The organism is Psychrobacter sp. CX16 (genome assembly GCF_057396245.1).
Map to the genome: position 1 here is coordinate 76,600 of NZ_JBXYJF010000013.1, position 16,405 is coordinate 93,004.

Consider the following 16,405-nt stretch of genomic DNA (forward strand, 5'->3'; position numbering starts at 1 on the left):
TATATATGACGGTAATACTTATAACGGTAATAATCTTATGATGCCTTTTGTAATCAAGTCCCTAATATGCGTCAGTGCTTTGGCATTTTATGCTCATGCACAAGCCGATCTGGTTGATAAGTCAACAACCTTGGTTAAAACTGAAGCTGACATGCTTGCGTATTATGCACAGACTTTTGCTACGCACGATGCGTCATGGAAAAAAACACCTAATCTTAAGGTACCTTACAGTGTTGCTAAGCGTCATAACTCTGGTGATACCTTTAAATTAAGCGCTCGCCTTGATGTGGCTAAAGATGGCAGTATAACAAACGTATCGATTGTTCAAAGTAGCGGAGATCAGCGTTTGGATAGTAACGCCTTAACAGCATTTAAAAATGCAAAATTAAACCCATTTATAATAGATGGAAAGCCTGTTCTAGGTCGAATTACTATCCCAGTGGTTTATCAGATTGAATAACACCAGTAATATTAGCGCTTAGCTATTCTGGGTTATTATAAACAGCTTATAAACGTTACTATTTTCCTAAATCTTATTTATAGAGGGTCTATTTGATTATGTCTAACAATGCTCATTCAGACTCTGCGCAGCTACAAAAGGTGCGCCTCGATAAATGGCTATGGGCAGCTAGATTTTTTCGTACACGTAGTTTGGCAAAGCAAGCCATTGAAGGCGGCAAAGTCCACTTTGCTGGTAGCCGAGTCAAAACCAGTAAAGAAATCAGCATCGGTGATGAGCTGACCATCCGCCAAGGCGCTGCCACAGCGATGACTGAAAGAACGGTCGTGGTTAAAGATTTATCGACTCAGCGCGGCAATGCCACCATTGCGCAAACTTTATACGAGGAGACAGAAGAGAGTATCAGTCGCCGCGCTTATTATGCTGAACAGCGAAAACTTGCCAACCTTGCCCGCCCTGATACAAAGCCCAATAAAAAACAGCGCCGTGATTTACAGCGCTTTAAATATCAAAGTGACTAGGCTGACTCATCTAAAATAGCTCATCTGTTGCTCATGTGTCTAAGTATTGGTGTCTCTAGGTTCATTGACACGCAATACTCGATATAAGTCTTTTGAACCGGCTATCGTTTCAAGGTTAACATTGGTAGAATAAGCACCTTCGCAAATTAATCATTGATAAGTCAGTACTCATCTTGAACGGCTTATCTATCTGCTTTATTCAATTTCAAAGGTTTTGTTATGCCATTGTCAAACTCTATCCCTAAATCTGTTCTATTGGTGTGCCTAGGTAATATCTGTCGTTCGCCAACAGCAGAAGGCATCATGCGTCAGCGCACTGCTATTGCTGGGATTCCGCTTAAAATCGACTCAGCAGGTACTGGCGACTGGCATATTGGCAAACACCCTGACCCACGTGCGCAAAAACATGCCAAAGAACATGGCTATAACATTAGCAAGCTCGTCGCCCGTCAGGTTAGCCCACAAGACTTCGTCGATTTCGATTTAGTATTGGCGATGGATACTCAGAATCTAAAAGACTTAGAGGTCATCAAGGCTCAAGCTGCACAAAATACAGATAAAGAGCGCTTAGCACAGCTGTCCTTGATGAGTGAAGTTGATGCCAGCTACTGCCGACAAGACGTACCTGACCCGTATTACGGCGGTGAAGAAGGGTTTGAGCAGGTCATCAGACAGCTTGAATCTTCTGTCGACGCTTGGATTGACGTTTGGCAAAGCTAAAGTGTGCTTACTAGCGCTTAACTAATGACCGCAACCCTCTGCTCCTTTACCGCTTTTGTTTATTATTGATGATACGACTATGACCTCAACCTATCCTGCTTCTGCTATCGATTCTGCTGATTTAACGCATTTAAATACTATGCGACTTGGTTGTACGGCAAATAAGCTAATTCCGCTACATAATGAAGCAGACGTTGAACCAATAGTGACTCAGTTGCAGGCCAATAATACACCGCTATTCATATTGTCTGGGGGCAGCAATATTATCTTGCCAACACAGCTGCATGCTCATGTGCTTCAACCTTTATTTAAAGACATTCATGTTATCTCTGAAACCGAGAACGAGGTTGAGATTGAGGTCATGGGCGGCGAGAATTGGCACGAACTGGTGGTTTATACGGTTAATAAAGGCTGGTACGGGCTTGAAAACCTAGCTTTAATCCCAGGCTTAACCGGTGCTGCTCCAGTGCAGAATATCGGGGCTTACGGTGTGCAGCTTGATGACCGCCTTACGTATGTCAAAGCGCTACATTTACCGACGCTTGAGTGGCATACTCTAGACAAACAAGCGTGCCAATTTGATTATCGTGACAGTAAATTTAAACGTGAAGCGGGTCAATGGCTAATTACGCGCGTTGGCTTTAAGCTGCATAAAGACAAAGAGAATATCAAGGCCAATTATGGCGATGTCTCTACTCTTGCTCTAAGCTTAGCAAGGCAGAATGCACGCCGAACTGTCACACCGGCCGATGTTATGAACGCCATTATTGAGATAAGACAATCTAAATTACCTGACCCGCAGCGACTGCCTAACTGCGGCAGCTTTTTTAAGAATCCTATTATCCCCACCTCTCAGTTCACAAGCCTGCAACAGCAATATGCTAATATTGTGGGCTATACGGTTGATAATGAGCGCACCAAAGTAGCAGCTGGTTGGTTAATTGATCATGCCGGCCTCAAAGGCAAAGGGATTGAGCCTATCCTGACTCATGCAAAGCAAGCGCTCGTATTGGTCAACCACACCCCTAAAAATAGCGCTTCGCCGGCTACTCAAGCTGATATATTGGCAACTGAGCAGTTTATTCAACAACATATCAAACAAATATTCGGTATCGATTTAGAGCGTGAACCGGTTTGGATTGACAGCACAGCGAGTTATAATATCTGTTAATCTTAATGCTCTTACTCCTCACTGAGAGACCCGACAACATAAATGAGCCAGTTGCTTAAAAGCGGTTATAAATTTGTGATACGCAGCTTACTTGGCGCGCTATTGCTAGGTACATTGCTGCTTATTAGCTTCTATACGCCTATCTTCTCCTCAGTCGGCCTTTGGGTATTAAATCATCTACCCGTGCCTTATATAGAGCACACAGAACCTGCTTCAAACTCTTTGAGCGCCTCTGACCCTGATAATCATGCCTCTCAAAGCTATCCTGCACCAAATAATCTAAATTTAGATTTACCGCTACAGCATCAGCCCACCGCTTATGTGGTACTCGGCGGCGGCTTAACTGAATCTGATACTTATCATGATACCCCGCCCGTAGATACTGCGCTTTCTAGTGAGGATAAAGTGGCAAATGAGGCATCCAATCAGGCCGATAATCAGGATTCTAAAAAAGAATCGACGGTGAGTAATCCATCAGAATCAGATGCTGAGAATCAGACAAATCGTGCTCAAAATCACAAAGCACCGATGAGTAATATCGTACTCAATGACTATACTCGCATGCGTATGCAAACAGTGATATGGTATTACAAACAATATCCTTTACCTATTGTACTAACAGGAGTTGATGCGCCGTGGATGCAAGACTGGCTGTTTAATTATGGTATTGACAATATTATTACTGAAAATGCCAGTATGAATACCTGTGAGAATGCACGCTTTACGGCCAAGCGCCTGAAGCTATCAGACGTTTATTTAATTACCGATGCCTACCATATGACCCGCGCGCGTCGTCAATTTGCATTAAATGGCATTCATACCACCCCTATTGCTGCCGCGCTGCCGATGAAAAAAGGTTGGCTTGTCCCCAAGAAAAATGCGCAACATTCTCGGCGCACCCTATATGAATTGGCTGCCTATGCGCGTGATGTTTTCGCTCCGCAAAAGAATTGCCGTAGCGCCAATGAGGTCAGCTTCGATACGTTAAAGCGCAGTCGTAAACCAGAAGATGTGAAAACCTTTTAGGCAGTCAGAATGCGATGACATTGATATTAAACAGCGAATGTATCCATATAAGACAATACAAATCGTGCAGCTTTTGCTAAAAATGTTATAATATATCAACTATTTCTGAGCATTAGACACCCTGCATTAGACACCCTGCCTGATGCGATGATTAACCAATATAGGTCGTTCATTATGGCAAGTATGTATTTGCTTATCCCGCTTAGCCTAATGCTATTTGTTGTTGGCATATGGGCGGTTCGTTATGCCGTTAAGTCCAATCAGTTTGAAGACTTAGACAATGCGGCACAGCGTGTGATTCTTGATGACAGGCAAGAGCGACGTCAAACCTTAAAGGACAACAAGCCGGCTAGATATATTGCCAGTACTGATAGAACTGATAGAGAAGCAGAGGATTCTAATGATGGTGATGGTGGCTCTGATGGTTCGAGTGATGGCGCCGGTGATTAACCCTGTTTAATAGCTACCTGTTAAGTCGCTGATTCTACCTTTCTATCGCTGTATATCTATCGCTGTATAAATTATCACACCTTATCTATTTATATCGTATCTTCTTATATTATATTTGGTTGTATTATATTTGGCCCCTATTGGATAACCCTTTATGACGTCGTCTCTTTTGATTGCCGCCTTTGCAATGGGCTTTTTTGGCTCTCCTCATTGTTTGGGTATGTGTGGCGGTCTGGTCACTGCTTTTGGTCTCTCGATGAAAGATGTCAGCCCGCTTAAAAAGCGAGGACTGATAGCCACTTATCACTTAGGCCGCTTGCTGAGCTATTCGTTTTTGGGCATTATTGCCAGCTTAATAGGCATTGCTGTATTGCAGCCAATTATGGTAGGTAATAGCTTACCAAGAATCTTCTTAGGCTTAGTGTTAGTATTCATTGGCTTGACCATGTTGGGTGCTCCATTTTTAAATAGGCTTGAAAAAGTCGGTATGCACTTGTGGCAAAAGCTATCACCGCTACGTCAAAAAGTATTCCCAATAACTACCTTGACTCGCGCATTAGCAGCTGGCTTACTATGGGGATTTCTGCCCTGTGGTCTGGTTTACGGCGCTTTGATGATGGCGGTCGTTGGCAGTGGTAATAGTCTATTATCGGGTCCTTTATTGATGTTTGCTTTTGGTTTGGGTACTGTACCGATGTTGGTGGCTACTCAAGAAACCGTGGGCTGGTTACAAAGACAAATTGGACGCTTTCAACTGCGCCGATTAAACGGCATTATTATGATACTCTCAGGTATTGCCGTTATTTTTGTGCCCATTGCTATGCAGCAAGGTCTATTTGGCGGGCATGGAGGTCATGGTAGTCATGCGGCTCATGGTGCTGGTGCGCCTATGATGCATGAATCGTCACATACAGATATGGCGATGCACGACACGGGTACGCACTTTATGCCGGACACAACTGAGCATTCTGAACACCAACATAGGCAGCATGCTATGCCTATGCCTGACATGCCGTTAGAAGATGGAGACCATCCTCATGCGCCGGCTCATGATATGACACACAGTACTGAATAACGGTCAAAACAAGCAACCAATTGAGGGCGGTATGAATAGTTTATACCGCCCTCAATCATAAAGATTAGCTATCGAACTGTTCAAGCTTGAGTTTGGTCTCTAAATGCGCCTCTAAACTAGGCAAATTAAACGCATCATCTTCACTAACAAAGCTAATACTGATACCGGTCTGACCCGCTCGGCCGGTACGTCCGATACGGTGTACATAGTCATCGGGCTGATCAGGCAAGGTGTAATTAATTACATGGCTGACATCATCCACATGGATGCCACGCCCTGCCACGTCGGTTGCTACCAAAATATGAGCGTTACCGTTCTTAAATTTATCCAGATAGCGCTCGCGCTTACTTTGGTCCACATCCCCGGATAGCATCACTACATTATGATTGTCGCTTAATCGATTATATAAGCGTTTGACTTGATCCTTACGATTAGCGAATATAATCACCTTTTGCACATCAGAGCCTGTTAGAATCTGGTTTAGCACACTGTATTTATCGGCTTCGGTTAATAAGTAAAAGCGCTGATCGACCAAATCACTGGTTTTATGCTCGGGTTCAATTTCAATAAACGCCGGTGACATCAACCACTGATAGGCCAGATTCATCACATCTTGGTTGAAGGTTGCTGAAAACAATAGGCTTTGTCTGTCAGTATTGGCCGGCATATAGCGCATCAAGCGTTTGATATCTGGAATAAAGCCCATATCTAGCATGCGATCGGCTTCATCTAAGACAAACGCCTCAATGCGGTCTAAAAACACATGGCCCTTATGAATCAAATCAATCAAACGCCCTGGAGTCGCAATTAAGATATCAGTATAAGCTTTATCTAATGCGGTAAGCTGCTGATCATAATCGATACCGCCCATCACACAAACGCTATGCAGATTTGTATGTTTGGTGAGTGCAATCGCATCTTCAAAGATTTGGTTAGCAAGCTCACGGGTGGGCGCCAATATCAAGGCCCTTGGCTCCCCCACATAACGCGTTTCGTCATCTGCAAAGGGGCGCTTTAATAGGGCTTCAATAATAGTAATTAAGAAGGTTGCTGTTTTACCCGTACCAGTCTGTGCTTGACCGATAGCGTCTTGCCCCGCCAAAGTATGCGGTAAGATTTGAGCTTGAATAGGCGTCAGTTCAGTAAAGCCCAAATCATTAACTGACGCTAAAATACTATCACTAAGACCTAAGTCTTTAAATTTAACAAACGTGTCCATTGTACTTCCTTTATTATCGTTAATCGTTTATTTTCGAGTAGGATAGCATATTATTGAAGGGTACAAATCTATTCGGCAAATGGCGGATTTCGTATCAATAATAGCGCCAGGAATAACGACAAGGTAAGCCAAAGAAAGTAAGGTTAATTAGCGATATAGCATATAGGAACTCAGTAAGCCAAACAGCGTATTTATTTACAGCGTTATCGGTCATTAGAGTGCTACACTCTAGAAAGAAGGTTGAGGTATATAAATTATAAAAACAACAAAGCCAATATACCCCTCTAAACAGCAAAAATACTGACTAGACTTGGATATATTGGCTTTTGGTAAACCCCAGTCACACACCTTGGTATATGACTGTCAAACAAGATTGCTGATACGACGTGAGTAACAACAATCGCTGTTTGTTAAACTATGATTTACTCGTCTACTTTAGTAACTTCTTCAGCTTGTAAGCCTTTTTCACCTTCAGTAACGATAAATTCAACTTTTTGACCGTCTTGTAGCGAACGATAGCCGTCACCTTGGATGGCACGGAAATGAACGAAGATGTCTTCACCGCTTTCACGTTGGATGAAGCCAAATCCTTTTGAATCATTAAACCACTTAACAGTACCTTGCTCACGAGCTGACATAATTTACTTCCTAAAACTTAATTAACAAAACTTCAATTTAATCCCAATCTATCGCCTTTAAATTGAAAAACAGCAGACGCATATTGGGTATAAGATTCATGGTCGTTTGACCACAGGATAACAATGGTGCATATAATGCCATCAGTATCAGATTAAAAACAGATAATCCACCTCTGTAACACTGCAGACACGTTTATTATCTAAAACTAATCATAGCACGGCATTTTATCAACACAAAGTGTTTTAACATAATTTTCACATTACCCATTTAACTTAATGTGGTCTAATCAATAAAGTGCCGTAAAATTAGCTCTTTAGAAAGTCATAAAAGATAAAATATTATGATTTAAAATATGATAAGTTAAGTCGCATTGTCATATGATATTTCCAATACTGAATCTATAATACCTATAAGCACTTTGAGAACCTATAAGCACTTTAAGATTTATCACAAGACACATAAACATCGAGCCTATCATGACACAGTCCATCACTGCCTCAGCCAATCGCCGACTTCTCCTTATTAATGGCCCCAATTTAAATCTATTGGGTCTACGTGAGCCTGAAATATACGGTTCAACGACCTTGCAAGATATCGAGCAGCGTCTTGTCGCTACAGCTAGTGCGCATAATATTGAACTGATTTGTATTCAGTCAAATCATGAAGGTGAGCTAGTTGATGCCATTCAGCACCACGGCCTACTGGCAGATGATGAAGATTTAATCGATGGGGTGATTATCAATCCTGCTGCTTTTACTCATACGTCTGTCGCACTACGTGATGCCCTACTGGCAATAAATGTGCCTTTTGTTGAGGTTCATTTATCCAATATTCACAGCCGCGAACCGTTTAGAACCCACTCTTATTTTAGTGATCGAGCAGTCGGCGTAATCTGCGGATTAGGTCATTTAGGTTATGACATGGCATTAGACTACTTCTTAGAGCAATATCGTTAATTATTAGTATATTGTTAATCATTAAATTTTGAACAGCACAAATTGGCAGCTAAACGAAACAACCCCTTGTTATTGCACACACGCGCATCTTGGTTAAGGCATTGATATTATGGCAACCTCAAGCAAACGCTTCATGAAATTGGCAGGAATGACCGCTAGCATTGCGGGCAAAGCCGCCAAAAACTCATTTAAAAGCCTATCAGGTGATGAAAATCAGCGTGCTGAAGCCCGCTCAAAGATGCTACAAGAAGTGGGCATTCAAATTGCCGACACCCTTGGTGAGATGAAAGGCGCAGTAATGAAGGTTGGACAAATTGCCTCACAATACAAAGATGTCTTTCCACCAGAAGTGGCTGCGGCATTAGAAAAGCTACAGAAAGACGCTCCTGCCATGCCCTATACCATGATTAAATCACAAGTTGAGCGTGAGCTTAGAATGCCTATTGAGGAGGCTTATACGCATTTTGAGGAGCAGCCTTTTGCGGCAGCCTCTATTGGGCAGGTGCATAAAGCCGTTTTACCCAGTGGTCAGCACGTGGTCGTAAAGGTTCAGTATCCTGATGTTGATAAAAACTGCGATAGCGATTTAAAACAAGTACGCATGGCGTTAAAAATGACTGGCGTGCTTAGCATGGGACGTGAGCTACAAGATCAGATATTTAACGAGATTCGTGATAGCCTAAAAGACGAGCTCGATTACGTAAAGGAGGCTCATAACCTAGCTATCTTCGGTGCATTTCATGCGGATGATGAGGGTCTTATTATCCCTAAAGTCATTGAAAGTCATTCGACTCGCCGCATACTAACTCTGACCGAAGAGTTGGGTGAGCCTTTGAGTGTTGCGGCTACTTGGGATAATGAGATTAAGAAAAAGATTGCCACACGCCTGTTCCACTTTAGCGCCGGACAAATATTTGAACTATACCGTATGCACTGCGACCCACATCCGGGTAACTTTGCGTTTCGTCCCGATGGCAGCGTAATCGCTTATGACTTTGGCGGTATTCGTACGTATAGCGATGCTGAGGTACAATTATTTAGACGCTTTGCAGTTCATGCACTGCGTAGTGATGTGACTGCCTTAGAGCAGGATTTGATGGCGCTTGACATCCGCCGAGAAGATAAAGTCGATATCCCAGGAGAGTTTTATCAAAACTGGCTAGCGGTTGGTCTAAAACCGCTCTCAGTTGAGCCTTATTTTAGTGGTCCTTTCGACTTTGCCAATAGCCAAGTACATCATGAGGTCATCAGTCAGGCCAAAGAGGGCTTAAAATACTTTAAACAGTTTCAGCCTTCTGCTACTACCATGATGATAGATCGAACCATTTCCGGACAATATTGGAACTTAGTTAACCTAGGTGTTGAGATTGATTTAAACCCTCTGGTTCGTCATTATATTGATTATTAAATTTATAAGCTTCTAATCAGGCTTTTCTGCTTATTTTAAAGCGCACAGACGGGACACTGCTTATCCTGACGATAGCGCATTTTATGCTGAGTCATACTGCTACCATCCCAAATAAGCAGTTGCCCTGCCAACGGATTGTTATCTAGACCTAGATATTGTAACGCCGCATTGGCCTGTAGATTACCCATAACCGTTGTGGTACTGGCAAGTACGCCTGAATTGGCACAGGTGCGCGCATCGGTATCGGCTTCATCCGTACCCTCTGCAAATGTTGCCCCAAACACACAGTGGTAGCAGCCTGTCTGTTTTCTAGGCTCATATAATGCCAACTGCCCGCTCATACCAATGGCCGATGCCGATAATAAGGGCAAACCTTGTTGTACGCTTACCTTATTAAGCAGCTCTCGAACCGTAAAATTATCCGTGCAGTCGAGCAATAATGTGTGTTCTTTATTGGTTATTTTCTCGGTTAATACAGTAGATACATTATCATCATCTACCCGCTGCGTGCTATAACTCACCTCAATAAATTCATTAATCTGCTGCAAAGCACTACAAGCGACTTCGGCTTTGTATTGACCAATATCACTGGCCAAAAATAAGGTCTGACGCTGCAAATTGCTGGCTTCAATGACATCATTGTCAATGAGGTGAATTCGGCCCACACCTGCCCGCGCTAATGTCTCTGATACCGGACAGCCTAGCCCGCCTGCACCTAGAATAATAACCGTACTGGCTTTAAGTCTCTGCTGCGCCTCTATATCCCAGCTATCAAGTAGAATCTGCCGCGAATAGCGCATCATCTCTGCATCGCTTAGGCTAAAGTTGTCATCTAAATATTCTATACCGCTATTTATCGCCAAAACCTACTCCACGTATATTATCTTGATAACCTTAATTGAGTTTATCGTACCAAAGATTACTCTCACTTTTTCCTATCGATATAGGTACTTTTATTATTCAAATATTTTAACATTACTACTGAATCATTAACGGATTATAGTTTTATATTAACGATAACTATTATCATTTACAAAAACATAGCTGTGTCTTATACTGAATATGCTTCTAAGAAATAAAGTAAAAATATAGGACGTTACTTAATAAAGTATAAGCCGATATAAATCGATTTATCACTTAACGTCCTAGTATTTAGAATAATAATAACAACGTACTCGCCCGCTTTCTCCACACCCTACTAAGGTGACTTAGTAGGGGTCTATTTTATAAATAACCACCTATCTAAATCGCCGATAAAATATTATAATAAAACATTCATTTTAAATATATCTTATAGGCGAGGCGTTGCCATGCTTCAAATACTTCCCTCCAGTCATCAGCCGACATCTCCACATCCTATTTTAAACTTAGGGTTCCGCGTATTCTTTGTGGGCGCCAGTATATTTGCCATTATTATCATGCTGCTTTGGGCATTTGTGTTTATGGGCAAAACGGATATCAATGTAACTCAGATAAATCCATTTTATTGGCATGCCCATGAAATGCTTTATGGTTATGCGATGGCGGTTATTGCTGGATTTTTATTAACTGCCGTCAAAACTTGGACTGGTATTATGATGCCTTATGGCTACCGTCTAGGCGTTATTTTTGGCTGTTGGGCACTGGCACGTCTCTGTTGGATAGCCCTAGGACTTGGCTTAGATAATGACATCCTTTGGTTAAGCATAGCGCTCATTAGCGATCTATTATTTATGATACTCAGTGCTTGGCCGATAATTAAAGCGGTCATGGCAGTCAAGCAGTACAAACAAATGGGGATTATCTCCAAACTGATATTACTGACTGTCGGTAATGGGCTTTGTTATTGGGGCGCTTTTAGTGGTGAGCAAAACTACCTGCGCATCGGAACCTATCTCGGTCTATATCTAGTCATTGGTGTGGTGTTAACGATTGGTCGACGTGTTGTGCCTTTCTTTATTGAGCGCGGGCTTAATGCCGATAGCAATGAAAAGGTGGTGGTCAAAAACAGCAAACTGCTTGATGGGTTAAGCCTAGTCTCATTTCTTGTCTTTATGATTGCCGATATGTTCTTGACCAACCCTTACATCATAAGTATTAGTGCGCTGATAGTCGCAGTGGTCAACGCAATACGTCTTATGGGCTGGTATCATCCGCGCATTTGGCAAAAGCCACTACTTTGGTCGTTATTTATTGCCTTTTTGGGGATGTGTATTGGCTTTTTATTATTTGCAATACAACCTTGGTTAGAATACAACCATAGTATTGCTGTGCATGCGCTTGCCTTATCTGGCATCGGTATGATGACCATTGCAATGATGGCATGCGTGTCACTCGGGCATACCGGTCGTAGTATTCATGCCCCGCCCAAAACCGTTCCTATTATGTTTATATTAATGGTCATCGCCTTTGTATTTAGAGTTGTTGCGCCATTGATTGATGTTGAGCATTACATTATGTGGATTATGATTGCTCAAACCGCGTGGATTGCGTCTTTCGCTCTGTTTTGCATCAGTTACGTGCCCATACTTGCAAAATCCAGAACCGATGGACTGTTTGGATAATCAAGAACACCTCATCTAGGCTTGATACATTGCGGCTTTAGCAGACACATGTTAGGCTTGCATCTCGCTGGCTTGAGTACAAAGGTTTGAGTAAAAAGACTAACGGCTAGCCGCCTAGACCGGTGCGAAATAAAGAGCCAACAATCACAAAACTGATGGAGAGCAAGGTAATAGCAGCGATATGTAAGCCGAAAAAGTTTAATGTCGCCGCTGACAGTTTAGGGATGACGCGAAATCTTGCATGCAGCGCAATAAGCAGTGTCAGTGTTAACAAAGCAATTTTGGTAGTGATAAGAATACTTAGGTCATTATCTAAGCTAAACCATCCTGACGGATTTGGTAATATCTTATGCGCCATCCATAACCCTGTCGCTATCTGTAGCAATAATGCTGGCATCCCTATTTTCTCAAACTGCTCTTCAAATGCCATGAGTCCTGCGACATCTTTGGCTGCTAAAACTTTTGGCAATATAATCAGTGCTAAAATCAAATGCCCGCCGGTCCAAATCGCAGCACCTAAAAGATGGGCTACCAATACATAATTTATCATTTTAGCGACCGCTTAAAAGTTATAAAATCAACCTTATAATTATAACAGTTATTTATAATATACCTTCTATCTAATACCACTGACGGTGGAATTTACTTATGCGCCTGACAAACTATAGCGATTACGCCTTACGTACCTTAATGTACTTAGCGGTTATACCCGAATCCGATACGCTCGCTACCATCTCTGATGTGGCTGACAGCTATCAGATATCCAAAAGCCACTTAACCAAAATCATTCATCAGCTCGCACAGCTCGGTTATATCAAAAGTATCCGAGGTAAAAATGGCGGCATCCGCCTTGCTATGCCGGCCAGTGATATTAATCTGGGTATAGTGATGCGTCAGACTGAGCCTGACTTCGATATCGTGCCTTGTTTTAATGCTTTGGTAAAGAAGCCTGAGACTAAATACTCTAGTAAGCAAAATGCTATCGTCGTCGCAAAATCAGCACAACCTTGCGTCATTACGCCTGCCTGTCAATTGAAGTCAGTATTTGCAGAAGCGACTCATGCCTTTTTGGAGGTTATGGATAAATATACCCTTGCTGATATTATTCAAAATGATGAGGTGCTTAGAGAAATCTTAAAGCGTCCTTTTTAATATCAGGCTGGGTGATAAATAGTTTGTAGTTACTATTAAAAAAAGCCACTGCTCTATCACAAGCAGTGGCTTTTACTTGCAGATAACAGGGAGTGAATCAGAATATGGTGCTGATTTAATCCTAACGTTTAATAACCATCAGACGTGTTTCACTCATATCCTCAATCGCGTACTTAACACCTTCACGGCCTAGACCTGAATCTTTCACACCGCCATACGGCATGTTATCAACACGGAAGGTAGGAATGTCATTAATTACCACACCGCCTGCTTCAATCTCATCCCAAGCCTGCATCGCTTTGTTTAAATCAGGCGTATAAACACCGATTTGTAGTCCGAAACGACTATTATTGACCAGTTCAATACCATGCTCAAAGTTGTCATAAGGCTCTAAAATCATAACCGGACCAAAGGCTTCATCTTTGTAAAGCTTGGCATCATGATCTACATTCTCAAGAATGGTGGCCTCAAGCATAACACCATCTGCTTTACCACCGCATAGCAGTTTGGCGCCGCCGTCGACCGCTTCATCAATCCATTGTTTCAGACGCTTGACCTCGCCTTCATTAATCATAGGGCCGATAAGCACATCACCAGTGCTTGGATCGCCAGTATTGACATCTTTCGCTAAAGATACTAGCTTGTCTTTCACTTCTTCATAAACATCTTTGTGAATCAGCACTCGCTGCACACTAATACAAACCTGACCGGCTTGTGTATAACCGCCAGTAATAATACGCGGTAACGCAGTCTCTAAATCCACGTCTGGCTCAACCATCACAGCGGCATTACCACCAAGCTCTAAGACGACCTTCTTCTTACCGGCACGGGCTTTCATATCCCAGCCCACTTTGTCTGAACCCGTAAATGACAATAGCTTAATACGCTCGTCCGTCACAATGGCATCAGCAATCTTAGATGACATGGGTAGGATTGAGAAAGCACCTTCTGGTAAATTGGTTTGCGCTAATACCTCTGCAATCAGCAATGCTCCGATAGGCGTATAACTGGCAGGCTTAAGCACAAATGGGCAGCCGGCTGCAATAGCAGGTGCAATCTTATGCGCAACTAAGTTTAATGGAAAGTTAAATGGTGAGATAAAGCCGCACAGTCCGATAGGTACCCGTTTGCTAAAACCTTTATAGCCTTGGCTTGCCTCTGTGCCATCTAATGCCAGCACCTCCCCTTCTGCCATGGTCGTTACCGCATCAGCAGCAAACTGAAAGGTATTAATCAAACGTTTCACTTCCGCTTCAGCCGCACTCTTGGGCTTACCACCCTCAGCAACCAATGCTTCAGTAAACTCATCAAAGCGCTGTTTAAACTTATCAACACACTCTAATAAAATCTTCTGTCTTTCATATGGCGTCAGCGCCTTCATAGCCGGTATTGCCTTAACACCTGCATCAATGGCTTGCTCAAGCATATCGCTGTCGGCACGCGCCACTTCTGCAACCGTTTCTTGACTGAATTTATTAATAACTTCTAGCTCATCGGCACCTTCATGGGCTTTGTTAGCGAGGTAAAGAGGATAAAAATTTTGCATAGGTCACCTTAATTTGATTTGTTGTTATGGTTGTTATTCAGATATCTATTGATTAAACATAGATATCGTTTATCGCTATTATTTTAATAGCATAGATAATGCAGGCTGCGGATACCATTATTTTTTGTAGTTGATTTTATAAGAGATGTTTGTCGGTATTTTTGGCATAAAAAAACGCCCTCAGAGTGAGTAATGCCAGTCAGTTAACGCTGACTGGTATTTTTTTTTGGATATTTTTGTGGTTTACCCTTAACCACCCTCGGACAAGATCGCTTTCTGCGTTCAGGAATGACAAACAATTTCCCTTCCTCTAAAAGTGCATCTAACAGCTTAGGGAAGAGACCTGCAGCCTGTAAAGGCGCAAACCGTAACAGATCAACAATCGTAATAGACGCAATGTGAAAGCTAATTCGTAGAGGGCTAACCTTAGCTCTAACTGCCATATAGCGCATCAAACATCTTATCAGATTATAAGCAATCATAAGCCCCCAGAACTCTTGTAACACAAGCTGTGGCAGCTTACTTCTTAATAATAGCCCCTGCTGTAAATCAGACTTAATCTCCCGATACGCCATCTCAATCTCCCAGCGCTGCAAGTACAGCTGTGCCACTTTATCCTTAGTAAAGCGTTTATCATCTATTAAAGAGGTAATATATCGTCTTGTCTTACCCTCATAACTACACTCAATTAATCGAGCTTGCCACGTATCGGGTAGGTTTGGATTTTTCTTTTGAGCCTGAGGAGAAACGGGCATTTGTATCCAGTAGTCCCCTGCACTAAAGGTTTTAATCACACTGTAACGCAGATTATCTTTAGCCCGCATGAGCCAGTGACTGTTTGGATAAGTTTGTTGCCAACTAATCAGTAAGTCTGCTGAGAAATAGGCTCTATCAAAGAGCGTAATGCTATTATCTTGAACGTTTAACGAGCTAAAGTGATCTCTCCTTGACCCATATCTCCAAGAGTTGTGTCAATGATCTCATGTGTGTCAGTATTGATAAGACATACCGAACGCATTTGTGGATAAGGCGCCTCTTTGGTCCTACCTTTGCTTGAGCTAAAGTGCTGAAGGTTCTCATCGGTGTATGGCAATGAGTATACGACGCCATCTACGGCTTGGACGCTAAGTCCCATAAAGTCTTGTTGCTGGGCTAGTGATTCCGTTTGGTAGTGAGCACTTAGTTGATGAAATAGCTGCTTTAGAGGTTCATGCCCAAGGCGTTGTCTTGCTTGTACAACAGCACTGGGTACGCAGGCCTGTGAGTCTAGATTAAGCCGCATTTGCTCTGTGATATACCAGATGGAACGGTTTCGATATAAGGCTGTACCGATGACTAGCCAAACAACGTGTTCGGCTGGTAGCTTCCGCCTTCTAATGCTCGCTTTGCCTGTATATTCTAAGGCCTGCTGTATCCAGTCAGGGTCTATTAATTCACTAAATTGTTCTAGGGTGTCTGGGATCCTTTTATGCGTCTCATTAATAGCTTCTTGTAGTCTCATAGTAAAATAGCCCATCTA

Annotated in this window: 18 protein-coding genes; 11 read left to right on the forward strand and 7 right to left on the reverse strand. The window is 42.5% G+C overall.

The annotated features are described in order from the left end of the window. The first annotated feature begins 37 nt into the window (after positions 1 to 37). The 7 genes from AC2SLM_RS06675 (at position 38) to AC2SLM_RS06705 (ending at position 5,423) form a co-directional block, all read left to right on the forward strand. Complete coding sequence (locus AC2SLM_RS06675) at positions 38 to 460, forward strand: energy transducer TonB (RefSeq protein ID WP_486552759.1); 423 nt, start codon at positions 38 to 40, stop codon at positions 458 to 460. A 98-nt stretch (positions 461 to 558) separates the two neighbouring features. Next, positions 559 to 981, forward strand: a complete 423-nt coding sequence (locus tag AC2SLM_RS06680) for an RNA-binding S4 domain-containing protein (protein WP_486552761.1) — start codon at positions 559 to 561, stop codon at positions 979 to 981. 219 nt (positions 982 to 1,200) lie between these two features. Further along, positions 1,201 to 1,701, forward strand: coding sequence for a low molecular weight protein-tyrosine-phosphatase (locus tag AC2SLM_RS06685; protein ID WP_486543201.1), 501 nt, complete (start codon positions 1,201 to 1,203; stop codon positions 1,699 to 1,701). Positions 1,702 to 1,780: 79 nt separating this feature from the next. Beyond that, positions 1,781 to 2,872 carry a UDP-N-acetylmuramate dehydrogenase gene (gene murB, locus AC2SLM_RS06690; protein ID WP_486552762.1) on the forward strand — a complete coding sequence of 364 codons (1,092 nt, stop codon included), beginning with the start codon at positions 1,781 to 1,783 and terminating at the stop codon, positions 2,870 to 2,872. A 42-nt stretch (positions 2,873 to 2,914) separates the two neighbouring features. Further along, a complete protein-coding gene (locus AC2SLM_RS06695; RefSeq protein ID WP_486552764.1) occupies positions 2,915 to 3,898 on the forward strand; it encodes a YdcF family protein in 984 nt (327 codons plus the stop codon). Between the two features lie 174 nt (positions 3,899 to 4,072). Then, entirely contained in the window at positions 4,073 to 4,348 is a 276-nt protein-coding gene (gene ccoS / locus AC2SLM_RS06700) for a cbb3-type cytochrome oxidase assembly protein CcoS (RefSeq protein WP_486552765.1), read from the forward strand. Positions 4,349 to 4,502: 154 nt separating this feature from the next. Further along, the gene (locus AC2SLM_RS06705) at positions 4,503 to 5,423 is read left to right on the forward strand and encodes a sulfite exporter TauE/SafE family protein (protein WP_486552767.1); all 921 of its coding nucleotides are present in this window, start codon (positions 4,503 to 4,505) and stop codon (positions 5,421 to 5,423) included. A gap of 64 nt (positions 5,424 to 5,487) precedes the next feature. Here AC2SLM_RS06705 and AC2SLM_RS06710 read toward each other — a convergent pair whose 3' ends face one another. Both AC2SLM_RS06710 and AC2SLM_RS06715 read right to left on the reverse strand, forming a co-directional pair. Beyond that, positions 5,488 to 6,642, reverse strand: a complete 1,155-nt coding sequence (locus tag AC2SLM_RS06710) for a DEAD/DEAH box helicase (protein ID WP_486543211.1) — start codon at positions 6,640 to 6,642, stop codon at positions 5,488 to 5,490. Between the two features lie 422 nt (positions 6,643 to 7,064). After that, positions 7,065 to 7,280, reverse strand: coding sequence for a cold-shock protein (locus AC2SLM_RS06715; RefSeq protein WP_486543213.1), 216 nt, complete (start codon positions 7,278 to 7,280; stop codon positions 7,065 to 7,067). A 477-nt stretch (positions 7,281 to 7,757) separates the two neighbouring features. Between AC2SLM_RS06715 and aroQ the strand changes: the two genes are divergently transcribed. Together aroQ and AC2SLM_RS06725 are read left to right on the forward strand one after the other, a co-directional pair. Continuing rightward, positions 7,758 to 8,237 carry a type II 3-dehydroquinate dehydratase gene (gene aroQ, locus AC2SLM_RS06720; RefSeq protein ID WP_486552769.1) on the forward strand — a complete coding sequence of 160 codons (480 nt, stop codon included), beginning with the start codon at positions 7,758 to 7,760 and terminating at the stop codon, positions 8,235 to 8,237. A gap of 109 nt (positions 8,238 to 8,346) precedes the next feature. Continuing rightward, on the forward strand, positions 8,347 to 9,645 hold the full coding sequence (locus AC2SLM_RS06725; protein WP_486552771.1) for an ABC1 kinase family protein: 1,299 nt from the start codon (positions 8,347 to 8,349) through the stop codon (positions 9,643 to 9,645). Between the two features lie 35 nt (positions 9,646 to 9,680). Here AC2SLM_RS06725 and AC2SLM_RS06730 read toward each other — a convergent pair whose 3' ends face one another. Then, positions 9,681 to 10,448 (reverse strand): HesA/MoeB/ThiF family protein, encoded by a 768-nt coding sequence (locus tag AC2SLM_RS06730; protein ID WP_486552786.1) that lies wholly within the window; start codon positions 10,446 to 10,448, stop codon positions 9,681 to 9,683. Positions 10,449 to 10,955: 507 nt separating this feature from the next. Between AC2SLM_RS06730 and AC2SLM_RS06735 the strand changes: the two genes are divergently transcribed. After that, on the forward strand, positions 10,956 to 12,188 hold the full coding sequence (locus tag AC2SLM_RS06735; protein WP_486552772.1) for an NnrS family protein: 1,233 nt from the start codon (positions 10,956 to 10,958) through the stop codon (positions 12,186 to 12,188). 106 nt (positions 12,189 to 12,294) lie between these two features. Here the strand turns inward: AC2SLM_RS06735 and AC2SLM_RS06740 are convergent, their stop codons facing one another. After that, the gene (locus tag AC2SLM_RS06740) at positions 12,295 to 12,738 is read right to left on the reverse strand and encodes a CopD family protein (protein ID WP_486552773.1); all 444 of its coding nucleotides are present in this window, start codon (positions 12,736 to 12,738) and stop codon (positions 12,295 to 12,297) included. 98 nt (positions 12,739 to 12,836) lie between these two features. Here AC2SLM_RS06740 and AC2SLM_RS06745 point away from each other — a divergent pair, with 98 nt between their 5' ends. After that, positions 12,837 to 13,340: an Rrf2 family transcriptional regulator gene (locus AC2SLM_RS06745; protein ID WP_486552774.1), complete on the forward strand. Its 504-nt coding sequence runs from the start codon at positions 12,837 to 12,839 to the stop codon at positions 13,338 to 13,340. 121 nt (positions 13,341 to 13,461) lie between these two features. Here AC2SLM_RS06745 and AC2SLM_RS06750 read toward each other — a convergent pair whose 3' ends face one another. From AC2SLM_RS06750 to AC2SLM_RS06760, 3 genes are all read right to left on the reverse strand, one after another. Further along, positions 13,462 to 14,886: an aldehyde dehydrogenase family protein gene (locus AC2SLM_RS06750; protein ID WP_486552776.1), complete on the reverse strand. Its 1,425-nt coding sequence runs from the start codon at positions 14,884 to 14,886 to the stop codon at positions 13,462 to 13,464. A gap of 203 nt (positions 14,887 to 15,089) precedes the next feature. Then, positions 15,090 to 15,791: an IS4 family transposase gene (locus AC2SLM_RS06755; RefSeq protein WP_486552788.1), complete on the reverse strand. Its 702-nt coding sequence runs from the start codon at positions 15,789 to 15,791 to the stop codon at positions 15,090 to 15,092. A gap of 17 nt (positions 15,792 to 15,808) precedes the next feature. Next, a complete protein-coding gene (locus tag AC2SLM_RS06760) occupies positions 15,809 to 16,387 on the reverse strand; it encodes a transposase domain-containing protein (protein ID WP_486552778.1) in 579 nt (192 codons plus the stop codon). Between the last annotated feature and the right edge of the window lie 18 nt (positions 16,388 to 16,405).

What these genes read in the sequence shown, in the direction of transcription:
- AC2SLM_RS06675 (WP_486552759.1), top strand. Translation starts at nt 38, where the DNA reads ATGATGCCTTTTGTAATCAAGTCCCTAATATGCGTCAGTGCTTTGGCA.
- AC2SLM_RS06680 (WP_486552761.1), top strand. Translation starts at nt 559, where the DNA reads ATGTCTAACAATGCTCATTCAGACTCTGCGCAGCTACAAAAGGTGCGC.
- AC2SLM_RS06685 (WP_486543201.1), top strand. Translation starts at nt 1,201, where the DNA reads ATGCCATTGTCAAACTCTATCCCTAAATCTGTTCTATTGGTGTGCCTA.
- murB (WP_486552762.1), top strand. Translation starts at nt 1,781, where the DNA reads ATGACCTCAACCTATCCTGCTTCTGCTATCGATTCTGCTGATTTAACG.
- AC2SLM_RS06695 (WP_486552764.1), top strand. Translation starts at nt 2,915, where the DNA reads ATGAGCCAGTTGCTTAAAAGCGGTTATAAATTTGTGATACGCAGCTTA.
- ccoS (WP_486552765.1), top strand. Translation starts at nt 4,073, where the DNA reads ATGGCAAGTATGTATTTGCTTATCCCGCTTAGCCTAATGCTATTTGTT.
- AC2SLM_RS06705 (WP_486552767.1), top strand. Translation starts at nt 4,503, where the DNA reads ATGACGTCGTCTCTTTTGATTGCCGCCTTTGCAATGGGCTTTTTTGGC.
- AC2SLM_RS06710 (WP_486543211.1), bottom strand. Translation starts at nt 6,642, where the DNA reads ATGGACACGTTTGTTAAATTTAAAGACTTAGGTCTTAGTGATAGTATT.
- AC2SLM_RS06715 (WP_486543213.1), bottom strand. Translation starts at nt 7,280, where the DNA reads ATGTCAGCTCGTGAGCAAGGTACTGTTAAGTGGTTTAATGATTCAAAA.
- aroQ (WP_486552769.1), top strand. Translation starts at nt 7,758, where the DNA reads ATGACACAGTCCATCACTGCCTCAGCCAATCGCCGACTTCTCCTTATT.
- AC2SLM_RS06725 (WP_486552771.1), top strand. Translation starts at nt 8,347, where the DNA reads ATGGCAACCTCAAGCAAACGCTTCATGAAATTGGCAGGAATGACCGCT.
- AC2SLM_RS06730 (WP_486552786.1), bottom strand. Translation starts at nt 10,448, where the DNA reads ATGATGCGCTATTCGCGGCAGATTCTACTTGATAGCTGGGATATAGAG.
- AC2SLM_RS06735 (WP_486552772.1), top strand. Translation starts at nt 10,956, where the DNA reads ATGCTTCAAATACTTCCCTCCAGTCATCAGCCGACATCTCCACATCCT.
- AC2SLM_RS06740 (WP_486552773.1), bottom strand. Translation starts at nt 12,738, where the DNA reads ATGATAAATTATGTATTGGTAGCCCATCTTTTAGGTGCTGCGATTTGG.
- AC2SLM_RS06745 (WP_486552774.1), top strand. Translation starts at nt 12,837, where the DNA reads ATGCGCCTGACAAACTATAGCGATTACGCCTTACGTACCTTAATGTAC.
- AC2SLM_RS06750 (WP_486552776.1), bottom strand. Translation starts at nt 14,886, where the DNA reads ATGCAAAATTTTTATCCTCTTTACCTCGCTAACAAAGCCCATGAAGGT.
- AC2SLM_RS06760 (WP_486552778.1), bottom strand. Translation starts at nt 16,387, where the DNA reads ATGAGACTACAAGAAGCTATTAATGAGACGCATAAAAGGATCCCAGAC.